The 19831-nt window shown below is 27.1% G+C and carries 19 protein-coding genes, 1 other RNA gene and 1 pseudogene; 15 read left to right on the top strand and 6 right to left on the bottom strand.

The genetic code is table 11. From position 1 onward, the window contains the following. Nucleotides 1–6 precede the first annotated feature (6 nt). A pseudogene (locus HBE96_RS01100) lies at nucleotides 7–1865 on the top strand (PAS domain-containing sensor histidine kinase). A gap of 71 nt (nucleotides 1866–1936) precedes the next feature. Next, nucleotides 1937–2581, top strand: coding sequence for an FMN-dependent NADH-azoreductase (locus HBE96_RS01095; protein WP_169295926.1), 645 nt, complete (start codon nucleotides 1937–1939; stop codon nucleotides 2579–2581). 149 nt (nucleotides 2582–2730) lie between these two features. Here the strand turns inward: HBE96_RS01095 and megL are convergent, their stop codons facing one another. Both megL and HBE96_RS01085 read right to left on the bottom strand, forming a co-directional pair. Further along, nucleotides 2731–3933, bottom strand: a complete 1203-nt coding sequence (megL, locus tag HBE96_RS01090; protein WP_169295925.1) for a methionine gamma-lyase — start codon at nucleotides 3931–3933, stop codon at nucleotides 2731–2733. Nucleotides 3934–4124: 191 nt separating this feature from the next. Further along, nucleotides 4125–5696, bottom strand: coding sequence for a sigma 54-interacting transcriptional regulator (locus tag HBE96_RS01085; protein ID WP_169295924.1), 1572 nt, complete (start codon nucleotides 5694–5696; stop codon nucleotides 4125–4127). Between the two features lie 372 nt (nucleotides 5697–6068). Between HBE96_RS01085 and HBE96_RS01080 the strand changes: the two genes are divergently transcribed. The 6 genes from HBE96_RS01080 (at nucleotide 6069) to HBE96_RS01055 (ending at nucleotide 12697) form a co-directional block, all read left to right on the top strand. Further along, a complete protein-coding gene (locus tag HBE96_RS01080) occupies nucleotides 6069–6428 on the top strand; it encodes a YopX family protein (protein WP_169295923.1) in 360 nt (119 codons plus the stop codon). A 164-nt stretch (nucleotides 6429–6592) separates the two neighbouring features. Further along, nucleotides 6593–7756, top strand: coding sequence for an iron-containing alcohol dehydrogenase (locus tag HBE96_RS01075; RefSeq protein WP_169295922.1), 1164 nt, complete (start codon nucleotides 6593–6595; stop codon nucleotides 7754–7756). Between the two features lie 487 nt (nucleotides 7757–8243). Further along, complete coding sequence (locus HBE96_RS01070; RefSeq protein ID WP_169295921.1) at nucleotides 8244–9164, top strand: ATP-binding cassette domain-containing protein; 921 nt, start codon at nucleotides 8244–8246, stop codon at nucleotides 9162–9164. Between the two features lie 39 nt (nucleotides 9165–9203). Beyond that, nucleotides 9204–10373, top strand: a complete 1170-nt coding sequence (locus HBE96_RS01065; protein WP_169295920.1) for an ABC transporter permease — start codon at nucleotides 9204–9206, stop codon at nucleotides 10371–10373. A gap of 232 nt (nucleotides 10374–10605) precedes the next feature. Continuing rightward, nucleotides 10606–11295 carry a response regulator transcription factor gene (locus HBE96_RS01060; RefSeq protein ID WP_169295919.1) on the top strand — a complete coding sequence of 230 codons (690 nt, stop codon included), beginning with the start codon at nucleotides 10606–10608 and terminating at the stop codon, nucleotides 11293–11295. After that, nucleotides 11285–12697: a HAMP domain-containing sensor histidine kinase gene (locus tag HBE96_RS01055; protein WP_169295918.1), complete on the top strand. Its 1413-nt coding sequence runs from the start codon at nucleotides 11285–11287 to the stop codon at nucleotides 12695–12697. Before HBE96_RS01060 ends, HBE96_RS01055 begins: the two co-directional genes overlap by 11 nt. 240 nt (nucleotides 12698–12937) lie before the next feature. Here HBE96_RS01055 and HBE96_RS01050 read toward each other — a convergent pair whose 3' ends face one another. Both HBE96_RS01050 and HBE96_RS01045 read right to left on the bottom strand, forming a co-directional pair. Then, complete coding sequence (locus HBE96_RS01050; protein ID WP_169295917.1) at nucleotides 12938–13813, bottom strand: hypothetical protein; 876 nt, start codon at nucleotides 13811–13813, stop codon at nucleotides 12938–12940. Continuing rightward, nucleotides 13785–14396, bottom strand: a complete 612-nt coding sequence (locus HBE96_RS01045) for an RNA polymerase sigma factor (protein WP_169295916.1) — start codon at nucleotides 14394–14396, stop codon at nucleotides 13785–13787. The genes HBE96_RS01050 and HBE96_RS01045 overlap by 29 nt, the downstream gene beginning before the upstream one ends. A 432-nt stretch (nucleotides 14397–14828) precedes the next feature. Here HBE96_RS01045 and HBE96_RS01040 point away from each other — a divergent pair, with 432 nt between their 5' ends. The 4 genes from HBE96_RS01040 to HBE96_RS01025 all read left to right on the top strand — a co-directional run bounded on the left by HBE96_RS01040 (nucleotide 14829) and on the right by HBE96_RS01025 (nucleotide 16553). Then, nucleotides 14829–15329: a DUF2975 domain-containing protein gene (locus tag HBE96_RS01040; protein WP_169295915.1), complete on the top strand. Its 501-nt coding sequence runs from the start codon at nucleotides 14829–14831 to the stop codon at nucleotides 15327–15329. Nucleotides 15330–15353: 24 nt separating this feature from the next. Further along, a complete protein-coding gene (locus HBE96_RS01035) occupies nucleotides 15354–15947 on the top strand; it encodes a DUF2975 domain-containing protein (protein WP_243186793.1) in 594 nt (197 codons plus the stop codon). A gap of 10 nt (nucleotides 15948–15957) precedes the next feature. Continuing rightward, complete coding sequence (locus HBE96_RS01030; protein WP_169295914.1) at nucleotides 15958–16197, top strand: helix-turn-helix domain-containing protein; 240 nt, start codon at nucleotides 15958–15960, stop codon at nucleotides 16195–16197. A gap of 167 nt (nucleotides 16198–16364) precedes the next feature. Then, nucleotides 16365–16553, top strand: coding sequence for an alpha/beta-type small acid-soluble spore protein (locus HBE96_RS01025; RefSeq protein ID WP_169295913.1), 189 nt, complete (start codon nucleotides 16365–16367; stop codon nucleotides 16551–16553). A gap of 148 nt (nucleotides 16554–16701) precedes the next feature. Here HBE96_RS01025 and HBE96_RS01020 read toward each other — a convergent pair whose 3' ends face one another. Beyond that, the gene (locus HBE96_RS01020) at nucleotides 16702–17112 is read right to left on the bottom strand and encodes a hypothetical protein (RefSeq protein ID WP_169295912.1); all 411 of its coding nucleotides are present in this window, start codon (nucleotides 17110–17112) and stop codon (nucleotides 16702–16704) included. 1 nt (nucleotide 17113) lies between these two features. Further along, on the bottom strand, nucleotides 17114–17317 hold the full coding sequence (locus HBE96_RS01015) for a helix-turn-helix transcriptional regulator (protein ID WP_169295911.1): 204 nt from the start codon (nucleotides 17315–17317) through the stop codon (nucleotides 17114–17116). Nucleotides 17318–17584: 267 nt separating this feature from the next. Between HBE96_RS01015 and ssrS the strand changes: the two genes are divergently transcribed. The 3 genes from ssrS (at nucleotide 17585) to HBE96_RS01000 (ending at nucleotide 19556) form a co-directional block, all read left to right on the top strand. Further along, nucleotides 17585–17771, top strand: a non-coding RNA gene (ssrS, locus tag HBE96_RS01010) — 6S RNA. Between the two features lie 348 nt (nucleotides 17772–18119). After that, nucleotides 18120–19064 (top strand): N-acetylmuramoyl-L-alanine amidase, encoded by a 945-nt coding sequence (locus HBE96_RS01005; protein ID WP_169295910.1) that lies wholly within the window; start codon nucleotides 18120–18122, stop codon nucleotides 19062–19064. Nucleotides 19065–19376: 312 nt separating this feature from the next. Further along, nucleotides 19377–19556, top strand: coding sequence for a hypothetical protein (locus tag HBE96_RS01000; RefSeq protein ID WP_169295909.1), 180 nt, complete (start codon nucleotides 19377–19379; stop codon nucleotides 19554–19556). Nucleotides 19557–19831: the final 275 nt, after the last annotated feature.

The following is a 19831-nucleotide window of genomic DNA, read 5'->3' as shown; positions in this document are numbered from 1 at the left end:
AAAAGTATGGATAATATTGATAAGAAGAGAAAAGAAAATATATATAATATAGTGTCTATCGTTAAATTAGTTTCATTATGTTTCTGTGGAATCGTAATTTATAATGGATTTTTTTTGAATAATAATAATGTTGCTAATGAAAATGATAGTTATTTTTATATAATTGAATTAGGAGTGTTAATTTGTTTAATGTTCTTAATTTATTGGAGTTGGTCATTTTTTTCTATAAGGATATTTAAATCTAAAAATATAAAAAATATGCAAATTATAGAAAATATGGTATTTATCATAATATTCTCATTTTCTATTTTCTTATCTAATAGTTATACAAGTCAATATAAATTTTTGTTTTTATTTTTAATTATAACATCAACTTTACAATCTGGTATGAAATATGGAATGGGTATAGCTTTAGTTTCGTCTGCAATAATATTGATAATAGATTTGGTTTATGGTTCTTCCAATGGAGTTAATTTATATTTTGAAAATGATTTGATTTTAGTTGGAGTTTTTGTTTTAACAGCTTGGCCTTTGGGACATTATGTTAAAATTGAAAAGGAAAATTTAAAACAGAAAAATTTGCAACTTAAAACATTGAACAGTAAATTAAGTAAACAGGAAAATCATCGTAAATACATAGAAGAAATGCTTTTCAATAATGAAGATTGTTACAATTTACTTATTGAAAACTCAAGAGATGCAATTTTTGTTCATCGTGATGATAAAGTGATATTTACAAATGAAAGCGCTGCAAAGCTAGTTGGATTTACAAAAACAGAGGATTTAAATGAAAAATCAATTTTAGATTTTACTACTAGTAATGAAAAAGATAATGTGAAGGAAAAGTTTAAACAAATATATGATAAAAAAATAACAAGATTAGTTTTTGAAGAAAAAATAATGAGAAGTAATGGAGATATAGTTATTGTGAAAAATACTTCCACATATTTCATATATGAAGGAAAACAAACAGTATTAAGTATTTTAAGTGATATAACTTCAGAAAAACAAGTAGAAAAGCTTGAAAAGGATGTAGAGAAAAACATAAAATTGCTAAATGAAACTCGTGAATTTAATAAAATGATAACGGAGTTTTTTTCAAATATATCTCATGAATTGAAAACACCTTTAAATGTTATATTTTCTGCAGTGCAGGTACTTAATATATATATTAACAAAAATGAAGAACAAAATGTAGAAAACAACATAAATATCTTAAAGTAGTAAAACAAAATTGTTATAGGCTTTTAAAGTTAATTAATAATTTATTAGATATAACTAGGGCAGATTCAGGTTTTCTTAAACTTCATGCAAAAAGATACAACATAGTCAGCGTTGTTGAAGATATTACTTTGTCTGTTGTATCATATGTAGAAAGTAAAGGAATAAACCTTATATTTGATACTGATGTGGAAGAAAAAATAATGAATTTTGATGCAGATAAAATTGAAAGAATTATTCTTAATTTATTATCTAATTCTATTAAATTTACTAATCCAGAAGGAAGCATATATGTAAATATGATGGATATGGATGATAGTATTAGCATTTCTATAAAAGATACAGGTGTAGGTATACCTGATGATAAATTACAAATGATATTTGAAAGATTTGGACAAGTTGATAAAACTTTAAGGAGAAATAGCGAGGGAACGGGTATAGGCTTATGCCTTGTTAAATCTTTTGTGGAAATGCATGGAGGTAGTATACAGGTTAAAAGTAAAGTAGGGGAGGGAAGTGAATTTATTATTAAGCTTCCTGATGTGATTACAGAAGAAAAACATAATGAAGAAAGTTCCACCTATGAGACTAATATAGAGAGGATTAATATTGAATTTTCAGATATATATTCTGAATTCATGTAAAGTTATAAAGAATGTGTATAAATTATTATCTTAAGTTAAAAAATAAATATAAACTTAAGGAGATGATTTAATTGCAAAAGTTGTTATATATTACTGTAAGTACAAAACCTGAAGAAATGTCTACTAGCAAGACTGTAGGAAGAGAATTTATTAATCGTGTTATGGAGCAATATTCTGATTATGAACTTATGGAAATAGATGTTTCAAGTGAGTATATTCCTGAATTAAATTATAAATATTTTAAATCAAGAGCAGAGCTTGTTTCAGGACAAGAATATGAAGCATTATCTCAGGATGATAAATTAGCTGTAGATAGGATAAATGAGTTATGTGATCAATTTTTAAGTGCAGATGTTTATGTAATTGCAGCGCCTATGTGGAGTGTAATGTTTCCAGCTAGACTTAAAATGTATATTGATTGCATAATACTTAATGATAAAGTTATTAAGGTAACTCCTGATGAAGTAAAAGGGTTACTGGGAGATAAGGAAAGAGAAATGGTATATATACAATCTTCAGGTGGAGTTTATCCTAAAATATTTTCTGGAAAAGTTAATCATGGAGTAAATTACGTTCACGATATATTTAAGTTTTTAGGAATAAGTAAGTTTGATAAAATTATGGTTGAAGGTGTTGATATACCATCAATTGGTCGAGAAGCAGCAATAGAAAAAGCTGTTTATGATATGGATGAGGTAATATCTAACATGCAATAAAATATGGAAATTGTTAATTTGTTATATAAATTAATTTTAATTGCTTTGAAAATAAAGGGTTTATGAATAAAATTAAATTTTATTTATAAACCCTTTTATTATAATATTAAAAATCCATAGTTTAAATTTTTAAATGGTTATTTTGAAATTTATTTAACTATCATATCAAGAGCTTGTTTTAAGTCATTTATTATATCTTCTACATCTTCTAGACCAACAGATAACCTAACAAGACCATCACTTATACCAGCAGCATGTCTTTCTTCTGCTGAATATGGTGAATGAGTCATAGAAGCAGGATGCTCAATAAGAGTTTCAGCATCACCTAAACTTACTGCAAGAGCTGCTAATTTTAAATTATTCATAACTAGTGCGCCTTCTTCTACTCCACCGTTTAGTTCGAAAGAAATCATGGCACCTGGAAGTTTCATTTGAGCTTTAGCAAGATCATAATATTCGAAACTTTCAAGTCCAGGATAGTATACTTTAGAAACAGCAGGATGTGATTCTAAAAAGTTAGCAACTTTCATAGCATTTTCACAATGTCTTTCCATTCTTATAGGTAAAGTTTTCATACCCCTTATAATAAGGTATGCGTTAAAAGGACTAAGCACTGCACCAGTCATATCTTTTAATCCAAAAAGCTTAACCTGATCTATAAAATCTCTTTTACCAACTGCGAAGCCGGCTATAACATCTCCGTGTCCATTTAAGTATTTCGTTGCAGAATGAACAACTACGTCAGCTCCTAATTCTAGAGGTCTCTGAATATAAGGAGTACAGAATGTGTTATCTACAAATACAAGACAGTCTTTGTTATTTTCATGAGCTATGTTAGATATTTTCTTTATATCATTAATTTTTAAAGTTGGATTTGCTGGAGTTTCAAGATAAACAACTTTTGTATTTGGCTTTAAAGCATTTTTTATATTTTCAACATTTGTTGCATCAACAAATGTTACATCAACACCAAATCTTGTAAGACCATGATTTAAAAGAGCAAAAGTACATCCATATAAAGTATCTGATGCAACTACATGATCACCAGCTTTTAGTGCAGTCCAAAGTGCAGCAGAAATTGCACCCATGCCAGATGCAGTAGATACAGCAGCTTCCCCGCCTTCTAATAAGGCTAGTTTATCTTCAACTTCTGTACAGGTTGGATTTCCAAGTCTGGAATATATGTAGCCACCTTCATCACCAGCAAATCTTTTTCCACCTTGCTCAGCTGAATCAAATATAAAAGTTGATGTTTGATATATTGGAGTAGCTAAGGAACCATATTGAGTATCTCCAACATGACCTCCATGTATTGCTAAAGTATTAAATCCCATTTTTTTTATATTTTCCATAAAAATTCTCCTCCCCAAATATTTATAGTTATAATTAACTATAAAGCAAATTTCTTACCAATTATGAAATGGAGAGTTTATTGGGTAAGTGTAAATATTTTAAACCGTTTTTCTAAAAAAGTGTAAAGATTTATTTACATATGTAAATAAATCTTTACACTTTTACAATTTATATAAAAATTTATCATACATTAGTGGAAATTTAGTCCATATTTGTTTAATTTATTTATTATAGTAGTATGAGATACTCCAAGAGCTTTAGCAGCTTTTCTGCAGCTCTTATAATTTTCCATGGCAGAAGTAATTGCCTTTTTTTCAGCAGCTTCTACTATTTCTTTTAACTTGAAGTCAAAATTATAATTTTGTGAATCAATTTTACAGATTGGAATTTTTTCAAAATCCATAATTAAATTTTCTTCTTTGAGAAGGTTTCCATGACATAGATTCATAGATCTTTCTACAACGTTTTTTAATTCACGTATATTACCTGGCCAGTGGAATTTTACTAGACTTTCTATGAATTCTATTTCTGCTCCTTTTATGTTTTTGCCCATTTGTTTATTTAGTTTCTTTATAAAAAAGTTAACTAGCATGGGAATGTCTTCAATTCTATCTCTAAGACTAGGAATATATATAGGTATTACATTTAGCCTATAATATAAATCTTCTCTAAAGAGACATTTCCCTATCATATTTTCTAAATTTCTATTAGTTGCTGCAATTATTCTTACATCTATTTTTTCTTCTACAGTACTTCCTATTTTCCTTATAGTACCCTCTTGCAAAACTCTTAAAAGCTTTGCTTGAAGAGGAAGAGATAATTCACCTATTTCATCCAAAAATAAAGTGCCGTTGTGTGCTGCTTTAAATAAACCCTCTTTTCCATTTGCTATTGCACCAGTAAAGCTCCCTTTTGCATATCCAAAAAGTTCACTTTCTATAAGATTATCGGGCAGAGCAGCACAATTTAAAGCTAGAAAATTTTTATCTGATCTTGAACTTAACCTATGTATGGCTTTTGCAAATAATTCTTTGCCTGTACCACTTTCACCACGAAGAAGTATGGTCGAATTACTTTTTGCTACAGATGAGCATATTTTTTTCGTTTTTATAATGGAAGAACTGTTTCCTATAATATCTTTAAACACGAAATCTTCTTTTGAAGCAATTACGTTTGACATCTCTATAGCTTCGTTAATATCCTTAAGAGATGCAACAGCAGCTATAGTTTGTCCTTTATCATCTTTTACAGAACGTCCTGAAGTAATATAGTGAAAATTATTTTTGTCGTTCTTAGTAAGTACTTCAATATTATCATAATTTTTACCCGTTTTTAAAAGATTTATAATGGGACCATCAAAGCCTAAAAGTTCTTTTATGTTTTTTCCAACTATATTTTCCTTTTTTAAATGAAATATTTTTTCACAGTAATTGTTAAAGAGTTCTACTTCTTCATTATAATTTATGGCTAAGATGCCATCTTGTACAGCATCTATAATAGCACGAAGTCTTCTTTCATTTTTTTCATAAGAAAGTAAATCAACTTCATTAACTTTTAAAACACCTTTTATAGTAAGTAGATTATTAATGATATTTAATTTATTTTCATTCTTTTGTAAGTTTTCAACTTTTATAGATACTTTGTTTGGAAAAACTTCAAGAGAATGAATGCTTATATTATTCTCATAGAGTTTTTTCAAAATATCTAAAACCATACCTATTCTATCCTGGGATGTTATCTCAAGTCTTAAATAAGTTTTCATAAATATCACTGTCCTTTTTAATGTAATAGTGAAGTAGATATAAATAGAAGTCTTACTATATAATTTTATATTTAAAATAGTAATTAATTCAAGTAAAAACTAATTATTAGATTTTGTTTACAAAATGTTTTTAAATTATAAATAATTGTTTAACTACTATGACACAGTATTGTAACAATTGGCATTTATAATAAGAATTGTACTAAGTTACTAAAGCTTAGATAAAGTGAAAATAATAAAGTCCCCCTTTATTATATGTACAGCGTTAGAAAAGACCATTAGTTTAATAACTAGTGGTTATTTTCATTTAACAAAGAAAAAATAAATGCTATAATATCGTTAGATAAAGAAGTAAAGATAGGTGGTGGGAGCATGAGAGAATTTAAATTTAAGTTTTGGAATGGTTTAGTAATTAGTAAACCTTTTTTTATAAATGATGTGGTTAATCAAAATATAAATGAAAATATTAACATACTTCAGTATACAGGACTTAAAGATAAGTGTGGTAGAGAGATTTATGAAGGGGATATAATTGCTATAAATAATGAAAAAGTTTCTTTAAAGCTGCCAGTTAAATTTGGAAAATACGGTTTTTCAAAATATATAGGAGAATGTGGAGAACTTAGTGATTCAACTGAAATATATGGTTTTTATGTTGAAAATGAATACTTATATATTCAAATGTTAAATGAAAATGTAGTAATTGTAGGTAACATATATGAAAATCCATAACCCAGTAAGATCAATATAAAGTAGAATATAGCAGAAAATAAAGAAGAATGATATTGTTTTATTTAAGGGAAAGACTATTTATTAAATTAGTTAAGTACCTAAAAAAGTTTAATTAATAGTAAATAAATTAAGAATATAGATTAAATGGAAAGAGGTATTAAGTTATGAAAAACTTCAACTATTCAATTCCAACAAAGGTGTTTTTTGGTAAAGGTCAAATAGAAGAACTTGGCCGTAGTATAAAAAAATATGGATCAAAGGTTTTGATTGTTTATGGTGGGGGAAGTATAAAAAGAAATGGTATATATGATAAAATAGTTAGTATTTTAAAAGATAGAGATATTGATTTTTGGGAACTTTCAGGTGTAGAACCAAATCCAAGAATAACAACAGTAGAAAAAGGTATAAAATTATGCAGACATAAAAACATAGATTTTGTACTTGCAGTAGGTGGTGGAAGCTCAATTGATTGTGCCAAGGTAATAGCGGCAGGTTATTATTATGAAGGAAAGCCATGGGATGTGGTGGTTAATCCTAGAAATATAGAAAAAGTTCTTCCAATTGGAGCTGTATTAACATTAGCTGCAACTGGTTCAGAAATGGATAAATTTGCTGTAATTTCAAATACAGAGACTAATCAAAAAATAGGTACAGCTCATCCTAATATGGCACCTAAGTTTTCGATTTTAGATCCTGAGTATACTTTCTCAGTTCCTAAAAGTCAAACAGCAGCAGGTACAGCGGATATAATGAGCCATACTTTTGAATCTTATTTTACTAATACAAAAGAAACATATTTGCAAAATAGAATATCAGAAGCTATTCTCAAAACTTGTATAGAATATGGAATAAAAGCAGTTAATGAGCCTGAAAACTATGAAGCAAGAGCAAATTTAATGTGGGCTTCCAGCTTAGCTATAAATGGATTAATATCATATGGTAAACCTCGTAAATGGGCGGTACATCCTATGGAACACGAATTAAGCGCATTATATGATATTACTCATGGGGTAGGGCTTGCCATTTTAACGCCTTATTGGATGAAGTATGTTTTAGATGAAAATACAGTAGATAACTTTGTTGAATATGGAGTAAATGTTTGGGGAATTGATAAAAATGAAGATAAGCTGACCATAGCAAATGAAGCTATTGAAAAAACTAAGGAATATTTTGTTTCTTTAGGATTACCTATCACTTTAAGAGAAGTTGGTATAGGAGAGGATAGATTAGAAGAAATGGCAAAAAAAGCTGTAAGCGAAGGTAAAATTGGTGCAATTAAAGCTTTAGATGAAAAAGATGTATTAAACATATTTAAAGCTGCATTATAATTATAAAATATTTAAGTTGAAACAACTGTCGTAATATTAGGCAGGTGGTATGTTAATTAAGCTAAGATTATTAAAAAATACGTTATTTAGGAATGGTATATTTTCTTAAGTAACGTATTTTTTATTCTTTCATATCTTGTGCATGTACTTCTATTAAACATGATTAACACTTGTTTTCTCAATTGTCTATAAGTTTTTGCGATTATTTTTACATATATTTCGTCTATAATTGCCTTAATAAAATCTTAATAATTTGTAATAAAAACTTAGCAGTATTACTGTCTAGTTTGTAATATTTTTTTACTATAATAAGAAACGTGGTAAAAGGTTAGATAAAGTATTGGAAAAGAAGCAGTAATCATTAGATATATGAAAAAATCAATTGATCAATATGATGTATATATTGCGTTTAGTACAAAATATACGTTTCATCCTTGATTTATTATTTTCTTTCATATGTCTTAAATAGTTAGTGATGGAGGATGTAATGATGAAGGTATTAGAAGTGTCAAATTTACATAAGAAATTTGGAAAAAAAGAAATCATAAAAGGAGTAGATTTTTTTATAGAAGAAGGTGAGATATTTGGTCTTTTAGGTCCTAATGGTATTGGAAAGACTACTGTTATAAAAATGATAGTAGGATTTTTAAATGCTGATGAAGGCAGTATTTTGATAATGGGAAAAGATATTGAAAAAGATAGAGTAGAAGCACTTAAAAATTTAACAGCTATTGTGGAAAATCCAGAAATGTATCCATACTTAAGTGGTATGGAAAACTTAAAACAAATAGCTAGGATGGATAAAAGAATAAAGAAGAATGACATAGAAGAAGCAGTAAATATGGTTGGTCTTACTAAAAGAATAAATGATAAGGTGAAAACTTATTCCTTAGGCATGAAACAAAGGTTAGGATTAGCACAAGCTATAATGTCAAATCCTAAACTTATAATATTAGATGAACCTACTAATGGATTAGATCCTACAGGAATTATAGAACTTAGAAATATACTTAAAAAGTTAGCAAGGGCAAGAAAGATATCTATATTGATATCCTCACATATTTTAAGCGAAGTTCAGCTTATATGTCATAGAGTTGTATTTATGGAAGATGGACAAACAAAGTTAATGCGCACACTAAATAGTGATAATGATAAAAAAGAAGATAGAGTTATCATTGTTAGTAATGATAAAGAAAGATGTGAAAAAGTACTTAAAACTATGGAATGTATTCATAACATTTCTTATAAAGATGGAAAGTTAGTAATGTTAACAGATGAAAATTCAACACCAAAGATAATTAGTAAGCTTTGTGCTGAAAGTGTAGAGATAAGTCAAATTTATAAAAAATATGAAACAGTTGAAGAAATGTATATGGAAGTGGTAAATGAAGGTAAGATATATTCATAGGAAGAATTACAGAATCAATAGTAAAGGAGAAAAAAAATTATGGTTGGATTAGTGAAAAATGAAATAATAAAGGTATGGTATAGAAAAAAGTTTTTAATAGCAATTATGGCATTACTTATAGTAACTATAGGAATGTTCATATTAATTATTAATGATAGTGGTGATAAGAAGATAAAAAAAATACGATCGGATATTGTGGAGTTACAAAAACGAGAAAAATCAGCTTCTTCAAATGAAAAAAAAGATCTTCAAAAAAGAATAGAAGATTCACAGTCACACATAGATTATTACAATGAAGATTTAAAAAATCCTAATACTTATTGGAAACAAAAAGCAAAAGAAGACATTTATAAAGATAAACAAAGTTTAAAGTCTAATGATACAAGTATACAAAGTTTAGAAAAAGAAAAAATGAAGTTAGATATATTAAGTAAGCAATATTTACTTGATAACAATATTAGACCTTCATCAGCTATCAAGCCAGGATCAGGAGAATTGTTTACTGTTTATTTAGATGTGTTTGGAATATTTGTTATATTTTTAGTATCAACTATATTTACAGCAGATATAGTATCTAGTGAATTTTCACCAGCTTATATTAAATCAATACTAAGTAGACCTGTAAGCAAATTTAATATAATATTGTCAAAAGGATTAGCAGCTGCAATTTCTAGCTTTTTAGTTATTAGTATTATAGAAATTGTAATTTTTACAGTTTTAGGATTTGTATATGGCTTTTCAGGATATAAGGAACCCGTACCTATATATCCTAAATTTAATTACAGCGATGTTATTTTGCCCAGCATAGATAAACATATAAGTCCTATTTTAAATACAGGATATATTATGCCTCAGTACAAATTTATACTTGAAGTAATAATGTTTCAAATTATATTTATAGCTGCATCAGTATGTGTTTGTTTAATGATTTCAACCATATTAAAAAGTAATTCTGCTGCAGTAGGTACATGTACAATATTACAAATTACATTTGTAATATTTACTAATCTAAGAAATGCAGGAAGTGCTATTATTCCTATATTTTTCTCTTATGGGGATGTATCTGAAATTATAGATAGACAGTTTATTATGAAGACAGGTGCTTGTTATATGGATATTTATAAGGCAGCATTGATATTAATTATTTGGATTATAGCAAGTATTATAATAAGTAAAATTGTTTTTAATAAAAAAGATATATTAATATAAATATGTAATACAAAGATAATTCAACTTTTACAGTTTAAAAATTAATGATGAAGAATTAATTTTTAATGTGGATTTTTTTTCAATGCACTACAAAAAGTAAACCTTCACTATTAATTATTAATTCTTAATTATTAACTTGCGAAGCTTTGCGTCGCATTCTGATTTTATTAAGCTAAAGTTTTATATATACGAAAGTTAAGTATATAATTAATGGATATAGGGAGGGATGTATGTGGAAAAAAGCACTATTTTAGTTGTAGATGATGATAAAGATATAAGAGATATGATTAATATATATTTGGTTAATCAAGATATGAATGTGCATACAGCAGCTAATGGTATAGCAGCTTTAGATATATTGAAAAATACTAAGGTTGATTTAATTATATTAGATGTTATGATGCCCAAAATGGATGGAATTAAGGCATGTATGAAGATAAGGGAAAAGCTTAATGTTCCTATAATAATTTTGTCTGCTAAAATTGATGATGCTGATAAAATATTAGGGCTTACTATTGGGGCAGATGATTATGTGGGTAAGCCTTTTAATCCATTAGAGCTTTTAGCAAGGATCAAATCTCAAATTAGAAGATATAGACAATTAAATAATAATTTCAAGGCTGTACAAGAGGAAGTAATACAAGTTGATGAACTTTCTATAAATATATCAACTCATGAAGTATTTTTAAAGGACAAGCAGATCAAATTAACACCTTATGAATTTAAAATATTAGTACTGCTTGCTCAAAATAGAGGAAAGGTTTTTAGTATAGGCTCCATATATGAAAATGTATGGGAAGAAGAGTATGTTGCTTCAGATAGGACTGTTACAGTTCATATAAGGAGAATAAGAGAAAAGATTGGAAAAGAGAATAATTATATAAAAACTGTATGGGGAGTTGGATATAAAATTGAAAGTTAGATTTGGACTAAGATCTAAAATGATAATTATGTTTTTGGTATGCGCATTTGTATCAATGTGTGCCTCTAACGTTATAATGGACTTACTTATACAAGACTCTGAAAATTACACACGTGACATTAGTTATGCTAATGTTAAATTTATTAAAGACTTAGAAAAGGTAACAAATAAAAGTGATGAAATAAATAAAGTTATAGAAAAGTATGAAGAAAAGTATAAGAAAAATAATATTAAAATATATATAATAAATAATAAGGGGAATGTTTTATATCATGGAGCAAATAGCAGTGAAAAGTTTATAGATTTACAGGCATTTATAGATAAACAAATTACGCTGCAGGATGAAATAAGATATGATGGAAATAAAGGGGGAGTTGACTATTCAAAAATTTCAGCAGTAAAAGTTAATAATGAAATACTTAATGTACTTGTAAAAGGAAATACAAATCCAATGAATTCACATGATAATATTCGCGGCAGCAGGGGAGACATAGGATTTTTATTAATGATTATTATTTTTATATTTATGGTAAGTTTTCTTACCAGACCAAAATTAAAATATATAAAGAAAATTTGCAGTGGTTTAAATGAAATGGCTGGAGGAAACCTGAAGTATAGGATAAAGGAGAAGGGAAGGGATGAACTTCAGTTAATATCAGCTAATGTCAATAGTATGGCAGGAGAGTTAGAAGAAAAGATAGAAAATGAAAGGAGAATAGAAAAATCTAAACAAGATTTAATAACTAATGCAGCACATGATTTAAGGACTCCTTTAACTAATATTATTGGATATATAGAAATTATAAAAGAAGGAAATTATAAAGATGAAGAACAGCTTTTAAAATATATAGACATATTATCTAAGAAAGCTGAAGGATTAAGAAGATTAACTAATGATCTTTTTATGTATACAAAATTGTCATCAGGAAGTGTAAAGTTGAATATTAGTAAGTTTAGCATAAATGAATTGGTAAAGCAGCTTATAGATGAATATATAGATTTGTTTGAAAATAATAATCTTAAATTTAAAGATAACTTAGCTAATGAGGAAATTATAATTGATGGAGATCCGGACAAGCTTGCTAGATTGTTTGATAATCTCTTTACAAATGCCATAAAATATAGTGTAAAGCCTTCTGATGTGAATTTAAAGCTCTTAAAAAATAGCGAAAGAGTTTTAATATCTATAAGCAATAAGTGTGATAGCTTAGAAGGAGAAAATATTAATAGTTTATTTGAAAGATTTTATATGGTAGATAAAGCTCGTTCTGAAAATGAAAATAGTTCTGGATTGGGACTTGCTATTAGCAAAACTATAGTACAGCTTCATAATGGAAATTTAACAGCACATTATAAAAACAATGTCATAACTTTTGATTTGGAGTTGCCTTTATCAGATTAAACATATTACAAATGAGTAAGTAAGGTTACTTTGTACTTATCTACCTATAATATGCATTTTCATTTATAAATTAAGTGACTTTTTAATTCAAGAATACAATTTGAACTTAGAGCATTTGTCAATATGTATTATAATTGACTATTTAATAATATTTAAAGTTTCTGTCCGAAATATTATTGATATATCACAGCGTATAAAACAATATTTCGGATAGAAACTTTATAATTTCTAATTTCAGTTTTATTTTGAATTAATTATATCTTGAGCTATTTTTGAAAGTTCTTCAAAAGTTAAGCTACTATTTTCAGAGGTAAGTTGATATTCTACGTTATTATCTACCCACTTTAAGGAATATGCAGTTTTAAATTCTTCATTAAGCTTTGATCCATCCTTATTAGAAACTATAGTTAAAATTTCCTTTCCATTTTTAGAAGCCTCATCAATTTCGTTCTTTTGTTTTTGAGTTTTTTTATCCATTATATCTTTAGGTACTGAGTGCATTTTATATTCTACCCAATGTGCAGTAGTATTTCCAATAGTTACAGTTTTAGCATTTTTAAATATTGGTAAATTATCTTCTGCCCCAACTTTACCAGCAGCTAATGACACATATTCTTCTTTATTGTTGTCCTTTAAATATATACTAGTTGCGCCTTTTTTATCATATTGTTTGTCTGGTATTAAACCATCAACATGTCCTAATATATGACTGCTAGCTAACTTGTATCCTCCTTCAAGTAAAGCAGGTATTTTGACTTCATATCCTAAGTTCTTTTTCAATTCATCTTTAGATGGAGCCCTATCATACCTTTTCATTTCTGAATAACCATTAACATATTTATCTATACTCTGAAGAGCTGAAACTCTGATACCTGGAGAAAATGTTAAGAATAATCCTGCAACTATAAATATACCACAAGATGCAGCAACCATAGATTTTTTGAAATTTAAAGATAATAATTTTTCTTTTAACATAAACTTTTTTTCACTCCTATTCAATTCAATTTCATGCTTTATATTTTGAAACATAGTATCTGGTATGGATATTTTTTCAGCCTTATCTTTTAAAGCTGCTTTTATTACATTTTCAAATTGTTGATGGTCTTGCCTTTTCATCTGAATCCCTCCTAATAGTTTTATCAGTTAAAAAATAATCTGCAAATTCTTTACTGCTTAATTCTTTTTCAAGCAGCTTTCTAGCATTATGAAGCCTTGATTTAACTGTACCTTGAAAACAACCTAAAACTTTTGATATTTCTTTAATAGATAATTCATTATAATAATAAAGAATAACAGTTGTTTTTAAAGGTATGCTTAGCTTGTTAACAGCAATATTTACTAATTCTCTAATTTCGCTTTTTTCAGCAATATCAGATACTGCTAAGCTATCTGCAATTATATCCTTATTATCATTTATACTTTCTATGTGTAAATGATTTTTTTCTTTTGAACAATAACGCCATGTTATTCTTGTAAGTAAACGATAAAACCAAGCTTGAAAGGTTTCAGGATTTTTTAAATTTTTAATTTCTTTATAGCATTTTATAAAAGCCTCCTGAACTATATCTTCCGCTATATTATTCCGGCCACATATAAGGTAAACTGTCTTAAGAGCCTTACTGCTATATCTTTTATATAAATTATTAAAGGCATCCATATCGCCTTCCTTACAGCGCTGTATTATATTAAATTCATCCATGTCATTTCCTCCTTTTTAGGTGCACCTATTATATAAGAGACATGAAATATAAAAAAGGTTCAAAAATTTATAAAAAAATAAAATGACCAATGTATCATTAATGATAATCGGTCACTTTATTTTATAGATTTAGTATAAATTTAATTTAGTTGATAGTTTTTAAATTTTTATTGTATATAGACGATAAAATTTTAGCAATTATAACATTAAACAATAATTATTTATCGTTTATCAATAAAATAATATTGATTTTAAATAAATGCAATGGTATAATTTTCATAAGATCAATGAATCTTAATTAGTGGAAAAAGTAAAGAGTTTAAATTTTTGACTTAAAGTGATCGCTTTTTATTTAAAGATTTGTTTATCTCATTAAGTTTACATGAGTTATACGGTGATGTAGCTACTGTATAAAAGATTAGGAGGATTAGTATGATTAAAAGTTCTATGGAAGATGTAAAGAAATTTGAGTTCTTTAATACATTTTTAAAAGTGTTATTTTATATTGAAGTTGTGCTATGCATTTTATTACCAATAGGCTTGTGCGCTTTAGCAGATCATTTTAAATTTATACCACCAAATATATTTATGACTATTTTGTTTTTCATATCATTTATAAGTTGTATTGTAATTACTAATGAGCTTATAAAAATAAATAAAACACTAATTGAAAAAAATCCATTTACATTTAATAATGTAAAAAGTATGAGAAGTATGGCTTTTAATATTTTTATAATAGGCATATACATTTTCATAAAAGACAGAATGGTATTTGGGTATAAAGGAATTTTCTGCGTACGTTTTAATCAATATGGACCTTATTGTGATATGAATTTTTTAATATTTATTATTATGGGAATTTTTATGATTATTTTATCAGAGATATTTAGTCAGTCTATTAAGATAAAAGAAGATAATGATTTAACTATATAAAGATTGAGAGGAGGCGAGATACAAATGAAAATTATTAGAAATAATAAATTAGCTTTAATTAAGCAATTAATGGGGAAGTTTAATAATTCAGTGAAGTCAGTAAATGAATCACTTAACACTAGATTATGGAGCATGAGACTTCTTAATCCAAGTTTAAGATTTGTAAAAACATTGTTAAGTGTATTTTTAATTATAGAAATAATGGGGTTGCCTATGTTGATTATAGGATTAGTATGTTCTATTTATATGAAATATAATATTAAAAATAATTTAGTAATTGGATTTTTTATTGTAGTATTTATTTGTGTAATGAGTATTACTTTTCACTTAAGGGAAGTAATTAAAGCTTTTATTAATAAAGAAATTTTTATATTAAAAAATGTGATGCGTCTTAGAAAAATAGGATTTTCAACAATTATAGTTGGTGTATTCGTGTTTTCATATAGAACTATTAAGTATGGTCTTAGTGCTTTTATAATTTTGAACTTAGATGATAATGGTATTGTAACAAGAATAGATACAGTTTTGTGGATTTTTATAGGAGTTATAATATTAATTTTTGCAGAAATATTTAAAGAAGCTGTACGTATAAAAAAAGAAAATGACTTAACAGTATAGGAGGAAATATATGCCTATTATAGTTAACTTAGACGTAATGATGGCTAAAAGAAAGATATCTTTGTCAGAACTAGCTGAAAGAGTTGGAATTACAAATGCAAATTTATCTATATTAAAAAATAATAAAGCAAAGGCTATTAGATTTTCTACTTTGGAGGCAATATGTAAGGAATTAAACTGTCAACCAGGGGATATTTTAGAGTATTCTGCAGAAACAGAAAGTGAAGATAAGTTAAGTTTTACAAAGTGAGCATAATGTGAAGCAAAGCTTCGCATTATTTTTATTTTGTACAAAAATTCAATTTAAGAAATATATATTCAAATTTGCCTTTGATTTAATAGAGTAATAAACTTAAAAAAGAACAAAATAAGGCCATAAAGTGTAGTACAAATCTTATTAAAGAGGAGGAATATACTATGAGTAGAAACAAAGTGTTAGTACCAGAAGCTAAAGAGGCATTAAATAAGTTCAAAATGGAGTCAGCTGCAGAAGTTGGTGTAACATTAAAAGATGGATATAATGGAGATATAACTGCAAGAGAGGCTGGATCAATAGGTGGAAACATGGTTAAAAAAATGGTGGAAGCTTATGAAAAAAGTCTATAGTATAAGATAAAAGAAATCCTGTATTCCTATTTGGGAGTACAGGATTTTTGTGATATTTTCATGGTGTATTGCGAAGTATAAATTTTAAACTTATTCATATATAATTACAATTTGTTTTAATTGCATTTATACATGAAATTATAGTAATTTAGTATTTGTAATGATATATAATCATGGTAATAAAGTATACAATAGGCATAAAAATTAAGGTAGTTATAGATAAATTATTTGCTGATATATTTAAAAAATTGGTTCCTATTGTAGCAGCAAAAACATACCAATAGGTTATCCAGAAGGCTCTATAGCCAGTTTTGTTGCGTATAAAAATGTTTCTTTCTTCATTTTCTGCTTTTACACTTTTAATCAATTGAGTTTTATCCTTTCCAAAGATGTAAATCAACATGCCAATTATGCCTACAGGAGTAAAGCCAATTGCTAAACCAGACATAGCATGTTTTTCAAAATTTAAAACATATCCTACAAATAGAGCTATAAAGCCAATAGTAGCCATAAAGCCATAGTAAAATATACCCTTTTTTATTTGTTTATTAATGTTCATTTTAAAATTCCTCCTCTTCAAATATAAATATTTCTTCAATTGATAGATTAAAAGTCTTAGCTATTTTATGAGCAAGTAAAATGGAAGGATTATACTTACCGTTTTCTAAAGAAATAATTGTTTGTCTGGATACATCGACTTTTTCAGCTAGATCTTGTTGTGTTAGGTTAAAGTTTTCTCTTAGCTGTTTTATTTTGTTTTTCAAAAATTATCACCTCCATGTAAAGTTGACTTTACATAAACTATAAATCATAGCTTTACTACATATTATTAAAAATATGTTTAAATGTTAAGTATACTTTACATTTATTATATACATAAATGTTGGAAATGTAAAGTGTGCTTTACTATAATTGGTATGAAATATTTATTTATTTTTATGTAAAAGGAGTGTTGCATTTCTATTATTATTTGATATAATGATAGTAAATAAAATATTAAAAGGTTTACAGAATAAAAATTAACTAAGAAAAATTTTCTGAAATATTTGCAAGCTTTAATTTTGAACCTACAGCATTTAAACGGGAGCTTAATATTTAAATGCGTATTTGAGCTATAAGTCCAACAGAAGTTGGCAGATTTAAAAAAACATTTGTGAAAGCACCCACCTATCTCAGAGATAGGTGTCAAAATTAAAGTAACGGTATTTTGGAATTATAAAATTAGAATTTTTTCTAAGTTAAACATAATTATAAAGAGAGGTATGTGCCTCTCTTTATAATTATGTTTAAAACTTTTTTATTTAAATTAGTGAGGTTTATTATATAGTAATGATGTATAATGGCTAATACGCCCCTGTATAAGTTCTTCGAAGATTCAGATGAAGTTTATATAAGAACACTTAATGGGCAAGTTATTGATTGGTATCAGTAAATATGCACATTAAGTATCACTTAGGCATTTAAGATTCACCTAAGTCTAAGAATCACTTAATAAATTGCTTAAGTGCTTTGATAAAAAATAACACTTTAAATTTCAAAACATATATTAAGTAGGGGTGAATTTTTATGAGTAAATTTGCAATAGATCCTGGTCATGGAGATGTAAATGGAAGTTTAGGTGGAGATGGTGGAGCAGCTTATTATTTAGTTGAACAGAATTGTGCTTTAGATATAGCGAATAAGGTTATATCTAAATTGAAGTCATTAGGATATGAAGCGTGGAATGTAAGACCTTCTAGTGCTGCAAGTGTTATAGATAGCTTACAGAGGAGATGTGATAGTGCTGCTAGTGCAGATTATTTAATTTCAATACATTTAAATGCGGGTGGAGGTAGAGGCAGTGAAGTATTTGCTATGAGCTCAGCAGGAAACACCTTAGCAAGTAAAGTTTTAAGTTCATTAGTATCTTTAGGTTTTATAAACAGAGGTGTAAAAGATGGTAGTGGATTATATGTAATAAAACACAGTAAGCCAGTTGCTATATTGATAGAAGTATGTTTTGTAGATACACAAAGTGATGCAAATTTATATAATCAGTTAGGATCAGACACTATAGCAGGTGCAATAGTTCAAGGACTTACAGGCCGAGAAGATCCAAATAACAACATGAGTTCTGATTTTATTAAATCTGTTCAGCATGACCTGCAGAGAGTCAGCTGTCTTGAATCAGGAGAGAATAATGCTACAGGAAAGCTAGATGATAAAACTAAACAAGCTATAAGTCAATTTAAATATGTAGTTGATTTACCAGGTGGTAATAATATAGATGATGCTCTTGTTAATGCATTAAATACAATAATAAAGAAGCCAACTATAGGGGCAGGGTGGCCTTCTAATCCTTTAGCTACTAAGTTTACAAAATGGTATATAGGTATAACACCTAAAAATGAATTATGGGATGCTAATACTGTTGAAAGTGTTAAGGCATGGCAAGTTAAGGCTGGCATATGGAGTTCTCAAGGAGCGGATGGGGTAATAAGAGAAAAAGATTGGAATAAAATTTTAAAATAAAATTTTAGGGAGTTTGAATAAAGAGAACAGCAAACAATGAACACATATAACATTTGCTGTGGAATTTTATTTAAACTCTCCCTTTTGTTATATCTTTAAAAGGTAGTTTTAATAAAAGTATTAATTTTATTTTTTTAGGTATACATAATCTATATCAAAACGTTTACAAAAAACATATAATGAAAGTAAATAGTAGATTGCCAGTAAGTGTTACTTATCAAAGTAACAAATATCCTGTAAGCATACTTCTATACAAAAGTTAATGTAGTGATTTTGATTTAAGTATGAAGTTATGATGTGGAGGTGGGATTAATGGCAAATTTAAGTTTTACAAGACAATCAAAAAGTGATGAAGGATTTACTAAAAAAGAATCTATCAAAATATTGGATTATTCTATAATAGAAGATGATAAAAAATTAATAAAACTAATTCTTACATGTGCAATTGTTCCTATGGTTATAGAAATAATAGTGTTTATAATTACGATATAAGTTTTCATGGATATTAAAAATAAAAGCTTAATAAATTGCCATAAACTTTACTTGTGAAAAGTAACACAAATTCTCAGTAAGACTAAATTTTATTCTGAGGATTTTTTTTATTTTGTAGGACAAAATATATAATAAATGCTATTTGAAAAGAAATATAGTGTAGATAACTAAATAGTATTTATAGTATTTTATGTATTGCTTTTATATAAGAATAAAACAGTGATTACTAAATATATTGTTGTATGTTTTATAGTAATTATAGTAAACTATATGTA

Source organism: Clostridium muellerianum, from assembly GCF_012926525.1.
Lineage (GTDB): Bacteria > Bacillota > Clostridia > Clostridiales > Clostridiaceae > Clostridium_AM > Clostridium_AM muellerianum.
Note: the sequence above shows the minus strand (reverse complement) of the source record. Positions and strands in the feature narration are given on the sequence as shown.